The sequence below is a fragment of the Vibrio sp. 10N.222.46.A1 genome, from assembly GCF_041473595.1.
GTDB classification, from domain to species: domain Bacteria; phylum Pseudomonadota; class Gammaproteobacteria; order Enterobacterales; family Vibrionaceae; genus Vibrio; species Vibrio tasmaniensis_A.
The window spans coordinates 1-6201 of sequence record NZ_JBFRSN010001015.1; the positions used below are offsets into that span (position 1 = coordinate 1).

6 protein-coding genes and 2 tRNA genes are annotated in these 6201 nt (G+C 42.4%); 4 read left to right on the top strand and 4 right to left on the bottom strand.

Annotated features, from left to right (window positions below):
• Positions 1–254 precede the first annotated feature (254 nt).
• The 3 genes from AB4496_RS23170 to AB4496_RS23180 form a co-directional block, all read right to left on the bottom strand.
• Positions 255–440, bottom strand: a complete 186-nt coding sequence (locus AB4496_RS23170; protein WP_102258363.1) for a transposase — start codon at positions 438–440, stop codon at positions 255–257.
• A gap of 421 nt (positions 441–861) precedes the next feature.
• Positions 862–2202 carry a CDP-diacylglycerol--serine O-phosphatidyltransferase gene (gene pssA, locus AB4496_RS23175; protein ID WP_009844721.1) on the bottom strand — a complete coding sequence of 447 codons (1341 nt, stop codon included), beginning with the start codon at positions 2200–2202 and terminating at the stop codon, positions 862–864.
• Between the two features lie 91 nt (positions 2203–2293).
• Positions 2294–2725 carry a GNAT family N-acetyltransferase gene (locus AB4496_RS23180; RefSeq protein ID WP_009844722.1) on the bottom strand — a complete coding sequence of 144 codons (432 nt, stop codon included), beginning with the start codon at positions 2723–2725 and terminating at the stop codon, positions 2294–2296.
• 66 nt (positions 2726–2791) lie between these two features.
• On the opposite strand from AB4496_RS23180, the gene murB reads away from it, so the two are divergent.
• Both murB and birA read left to right on the top strand, forming a co-directional pair.
• A complete protein-coding gene (murB, locus tag AB4496_RS23185; RefSeq protein ID WP_009844723.1) occupies positions 2792–3838 on the top strand; it encodes a UDP-N-acetylmuramate dehydrogenase in 1047 nt (348 codons plus the stop codon).
• The gene (birA, locus tag AB4496_RS23190) at positions 3835–4800 is read left to right on the top strand and encodes a bifunctional biotin--[acetyl-CoA-carboxylase] ligase/biotin operon repressor BirA (protein ID WP_009844724.1); all 966 of its coding nucleotides are present in this window, start codon (positions 3835–3837) and stop codon (positions 4798–4800) included. The genes murB and birA overlap by 4 nt, the downstream gene beginning before the upstream one ends.
• A gap of 7 nt (positions 4801–4807) precedes the next feature.
• Here birA and coaA read toward each other — a convergent pair whose 3' ends face one another.
• A complete protein-coding gene (coaA, locus tag AB4496_RS23195) occupies positions 4808–5731 on the bottom strand; it encodes a type I pantothenate kinase (RefSeq protein WP_009844725.1) in 924 nt (307 codons plus the stop codon).
• 209 nt (positions 5732–5940) lie between these two features.
• Here coaA and AB4496_RS23200 point away from each other — a divergent pair.
• Together AB4496_RS23200 and AB4496_RS23205 are read left to right on the top strand one after the other, a co-directional pair.
• Positions 5941–6016, top strand: a tRNA-Thr gene (locus AB4496_RS23200).
• A 44-nt stretch (positions 6017–6060) separates the two neighbouring features.
• Positions 6061–6145: transfer RNA gene (locus tag AB4496_RS23205), tRNA-Tyr, on the top strand.
• The last annotated feature ends 56 nt before the right edge of the window (positions 6146–6201 follow it).

Below are 6201 nucleotides of genomic sequence, written 5' to 3' on the forward strand. Positions count from 1 at the left end.
TCCACTCCGCCACTTATTAGAAAAGCCCTGCTAGAAATAGCGGGGCTTTTTTACATTTGGAGAAAAGTGTTTTACTGTTATACCAATCCGGAAAATTAACTGATCAGGTTTATCCAATCCCTTCTACTCATTTTTGTGACACGATCTTTGCACTCAAGAAATCCATTCCAAGCGCGACAAACCTTGGAAACAATGTCGTTATAATCAGTGAAACTTTGATTCGCTAGATAATGTTGTTGCAACCAACTCCAAACTTACTCTATAGGGTTGAGCTCTGACGAGTAGGGAGGAAGCTTAATAGTGCCGAAATTATTAAACTCTCTCGCAATATCATCGGTATGCCAGCCAGATCCATCCATAATAAAGACTGCATGATGTCCTTTTTCACTGGCCTTAGATATCTGCTCTAATTGGTTTGTCTTTATGCCCTTGTGCCCCAAGGAGCTACTATGGCTTCACCAATTCTTGTTTTGGGGCATACCGAACCAAACAAATAGCCGTATTCAAATTGCTGTTTTTTACCACACGAGGCCTGGTTCCACGAGTCCCCAAAGACGTGTAGTTGTGTTCTGTTGACCAAACCTAGCTTCCTCTTGAAACCAGGCATCAACACTCTACAGCCCAATATTGTCGGGATCGTTTCTATTTTGATTTTTTAAAATCATCTTGGATTTTCTGTGATTTTTTCGGTGTTTGGATCGAGAAGTTCTCCAAGATAAGGCCATGTGTTCGAGGAGATAATAGATAGAATTCGGGTGGTAGTACTTATCAACGATTTTCACGATTTAGTCATTTATATCGTAGATACAAAAACGCCTAGTGTTTGCTAGGCGTTGATAAATAGTATTTCTAATCCATCGACTACAGTATTTGCTTAAGTACTCTATCGGCTTTCACACGAGTGATCTTACGAATCAACTTCTGAACTTCCAACGGGTAGCTCTCTACCTTATCTAACTGCTTATAAGTACAGATAAGCTGAGTGTGTTGAAGGATATTATCCACTTCAGCCTGAAACTTGTCTGTTAGGTGATGGTAGTTATCTTGGATAAAGATGCCGTTCTCTAGATCCAACTTCCATGCGCGAGGGTTTAGGTTATTACCTGTTAGTAGCATGTAGCGCTTATCTACCCAAATACCCTTTAGGTGGAAGCTATTAGAATCGTGTTGCCAAAGTCGAATTGATAGATTACGGCTAGCAATATGAGCCTCATTCGCTTTAGCGAAACGACGTAAGTTCAATTCGTAAAGGTATGGCAGACCACCAATCGTTTTAAACTCTTCTTCTGGCGAGATAAAGAAATCATTCGCTGTCTTATCTCCAACAACAATGCTGACCTTTACGCCACGCTTAAGCGCTTTCTTCACTTCTTTAGCTAGGCTAGGTGGGAAGTTGAAGTAAGGTGTGCAGATAAAGATTTCATCTTTAGCTTGAGCTACGAGTTGATTGATTCCCTGATTCAGACGGTTACGTCTTTTACCGATACCAACTAATGGTGTTACAGCAACTTGGTCTGCTGAAACCTCTTGAGCATCGAATTGATACTGAGACCTTGCTAATGATGCACGAAACTGACGAATCGCTGGTTTCAGTTCTTTGGTCGAAGGCTTGTTCTTATCAGCCAGGTCATAAACAGCGCTGTCCGCAACCATCTGTTCGTGTACGTAGGTAAACATTGAATCAGCAAGCGCTGCGTTGTTTAAAACATGGTAACGATCAAAGCGATAGCGGTCATGGTAATTCAGGTAGATATTGTTAAGGCTTGCACCGCTGTATATCACGCTGTCATCGACGATAAAGCCTTTTAAATGCAATACGCCAAAGACTTCTTTGCCGCGAACTGGAATGCCATAGACGGGTACAGAGTGCTGATATTTTTCTGCAAACTCTTTATACATTGCAGCATTGCCTTCAGAAGACTCTGCGCCAATCAATCCGCGCTGCGCTCGGTGCCAATCGACACAAACGCTCACGTCTAATTCTGGATTCTTTTGTTTTGCTTCATATAAGGCAGTTAGGATTTCACGGCCAGCCTCATCATCTTCAAGATACAAAGCGACTAAACTAATACGAGTCGTTGCGCGAGATATCTCATCAAGTAGACGAGTTCGAAACTCTTGCGCTGATAGTAGTACTTCAAACTTGTCAGGATTCTGCGCTATGGTTGGCAACTGTATGAATGGATTCCTACTGGCAATCATATTGACTGTTTTACCTTAAAAATATGCAAAATTGCGAACCTTTAATTTTACCAAAGGGATAGCATCAAATACTAGATAATCGAGGCATTCTCTAACAATTTTGCTGATAATGCATAGGAATGAGATCTTTTCCGCTATTCGAGTAGCGCTCGTATAAAACTCTTAAACCATTTGGCAGATCTTTAGGGTCTATTTGTATGAATAGGTGCCGCGCGTAAAAATTGGTGAGATGAGCGTACGCAAAGCAGTAATCGTCTTCCGTAAGTGCATGTTGCGCACAATAATCCATAAGTTTGGAACCTAATTGCTTACCGCGATGTTGTTTTGATATCGCCATTCCAGTAAGTAAGCGATTATTTTCTATTGTACGAAAGCGCACGACACCGCACAGCTCGTTATCCAGTAATAACGAATAGATCAGTTCACTTTTATTGGCTTTTCCCGTTGGGTAATGTTCTTTATAGAAACGTTTAACTAAGGGAACCTTTACTGGGTCTAATTGGGTAATGATGACATTGTTCATTCAGTCACTGCGCCATTGGTTTATCTGCTGTAGAATGACTGCAGTGTAAGTTAATTGAATATCGCCATGCAATTCCATCTCAATGCTAGTTTAAAAAATGTTCATACTTTTTCCATAGATCAGACGTGTGATACGTTGGTTGAAGTCACCACTATCGAAGAATTAATTTCCGTTTACAGAGACCCTAAATGGTCAGCTTTACCTAAGTTAATACTGGGTAAAGGCAGTAATATGCTTTTTACTGAGCACTTCGCTGGTCTGGTCATAGTGAATAAATTATCCGGGATTGAGTTGACCGAGACGGACAGTCATCACCTACTGCATGTTAGTGGGGGGGAAGATTGGCCACACTTAGTTGAATGGAGTGTGGATAAAGGGCTCGGTGGTCTAGAAAACCTAGCAATGATACCTGGCTGTTCAGGTTCGGCTCCGATTCAAAATATTGGTGCGTATGGTGTTGAGCTACAAGACGTATGCGAGTATGTCGATATCCTGTGTCTGGATACTTATACAGTTAAGCGATTGAGCAAAGAAGAGTGTCTCTTTGGTTACCGAGATTCTATTTTCAAGCACGCTCTCTACGATAAAGCGATTGTTGTTGCGATTGGTTTAACGTTGCCGAAAGAGTGGGAGCCATGCAATCACTATGGCCCGTTAAAAAGCCTAGCAGCCGATACGCTCTCTCCTCGTACTATATTTGATGAAGTATGCGCTATCCGTTCAAGTAAGTTGCCAGACCCTAGAGTCCAAGGCAATGCGGGCAGCTTCTTCAAAAACCCTGTGATCACCAAAGATCATTTTGATCGCTTGTTCGCTCTATACCCAAACATTGTCGGCTATGAGAGCAATGACATGATCAAAGTCGCTGCAGGCTGGCTGATTGATCAATGCCAGTTCAAAGGTGTGACAGAAGGAGGTGCTCAAGTTCACCCAAACCAAGCATTAGTTATCATCAATTATGATAAGGCTTCTGCTGTGGATATCCTTAAGCTTGCAGAGCGAGTGCGTCAGTCTGTCTTGAATAAATTCGATATTCGATTAGAACATGAAGTGCGTTTTATGGGACGAGACTGCGAGACAAATCTAGACAAGGCTTTGGAGTCATTGGCATGAGAGAACACAGTACCAAGCTTGCACTATTGAAGTGTATTGCTGACGGTGAGTTTCATTCAGGTGAAGATCTAGGTGAAATGATTGGTGTATCACGAGCGGCTATCAGTAAGCACATTAAAGGTATTCAAGGGTGGGGTTTAGATATCTACCGAGTACAAGGCAAGGGCTATAAGTTAGCTAGCCGTTTAGATATGCTTAACGAAGACAAATTGTCTGTTGTTAGTCGAGATGCTTCTCTTGAACTGATTCCAATCATAGGTTCTACAAACCAACACCTATTAGAGCGTACTAACACCCTAGAATCGGGTTCTGTCTGTATTGCTGAATATCAAGCTGCGGGACGTGGACGTCGTGGACGAGAGTGGGTATCGCCATTCGGTGCAAACCTCTATCTTTCAATGTATTGGAGACTCGACGCAGGGATGGCTGCTGCGATGGGCTTGAGCCTTGTGGTTGGTGTAGCTGTTGTTGAAGCTTTGGAAGAGATGGGCGTAGAAGGTATAAAGCTCAAATGGCCGAACGACCTTTACCACAATGACAAGAAGCTTGCTGGTATCTTGGTAGAGCTGTCAGGACAGTCTGGTGGCGCTGCTCATATTGTGATTGGTTTAGGGCTAAACTTATCCATGGATCCAACAACATCAGGTATTGGTCAACCGTGGACTTCTCTTAAAGAAGTGTGTGACGGGAAGGTGCCCGATCGCAATCAGTTAGCGCAGGCTCTGATCAATGCTTGGGACAAGTCTCTTGTTGATTATGAGTTGAAAGGGATGTCGAATTTTGTAGAGCGTTGGAATCGCTTTGATAATTTCTTAGGTCGCAATGTTAGGTTGATCATTGGACCTAGAGAAATTGAAGGTGTTGTTCAAGGCATCGATGAACAAGGTGCTGTATTACTCAAAACTGAGAATGGTATCGAGAGCTATATCGGCGGAGAGATATCGCTAAGAAAAGGCGATTAAGGTGTTACTATTTTCTTAGTAATACTTCTTCAACCATATGATCTGCGCCTTTACGTAGAATCAAGTGAGCCCTTTCTCGTGTAGGAAGGATATTTTGTTCTAGGTTCAAGCCATTAATTGAACTCCAGATACCTTCCGCTTTATCCAGTGCCGCTTGGTTCGATAATTTTGTGTAATGACTAAAGTAAGAGCCAGGTTTGGTAAACGCACCATCGCGGAATTTCATAAAGCGATTGACGTACCACTCTTTGATTTGTTGGCTATCAGCGTCAACATAGAGAGAGAAATCAAGGAAGTCTGAAATAAACACGCGATGTGGCTCGTGTGGATCGTTCATGCCTGTTTGCAAGACATTAAGTCCTTCAATAATAAGCACATCTGGTAGGTCGACACACTTAACGTCATCAGTAATGTTGTACGTAAGATGTGAGTACACGGGAGCCGTGACATTTCTCTTGCATGCTTTTACATCCGAAACAAAGTTCACTAAACGCTTAATATCGTAAGACTCCGGAAAGCCCTTTTTACTCATCAATCCTTTTTCTTCTAACACCTCATTTGGGTATAAGAAGCCATCGGTTGTGACTAGCTCAACTTTTGGGTGGTTCTCCCAGCGAGAAAGTAGGGCTTTAAGCAGTCGTGCAGTTGTACTTTTGCCCACAGCGACACTTCCAGCAATACCGATGATAAAAGGTGGTGCTTTCTCGTTTTTATCCAGGAATTGATGGAGTACTGAGTTTCTATTCTGTCTGGCTGCCACATAGAGATTTAATAGGCGAGAGAGCGGCAGGTAGATCTCAACGGCTTCCTCCATTGTGAGCTTTTCATTGATGCCTTGAAGCTCTTTTAAGTCGCTCTCAGAAAGTGTCATCGGAACTAAATTCCTTAGCTCAGACCAACGTTCGCGGTCAAATGACATAAATGGGCTCATATAAACTCTATAGTGGATAACAAAACAAGTGCATGGAAAATACATCAAGCGATAGATAAATAAAATATCTTCCTGTACTAGATGTGGGTTAAAGGCAGAAACCTTGAGCTAAATAGCCGTATATAGGAATTTGATAGGAGAATTTTTCACTTTTTTTCAATTTACTATTGCAAGGTGGAAAATCATTCAATAAAATGCGCCCCACTTGTGCCGACTTAGCTCAGTAGGTAGAGCAACTGACTTGTAATCAGTAGGTCACCAGTTCGATTCCGGTAGTCGGCACCACTTTCTCCCTTTCTTTAAGGTAAGCGAGAGAAAGCTCAAAATTTGGAGGGGTTCCCGAGTGGCCAAAGGGAGCAGACTGTAAATCTGCCGGCACTGCCTTCGATGGTTCGAATCCGTCTCCCTCCACCATATTCTAAAGGTTAAATAGCTCAAACAGAGTTACGTGTTGCGTGCATCGTATAATG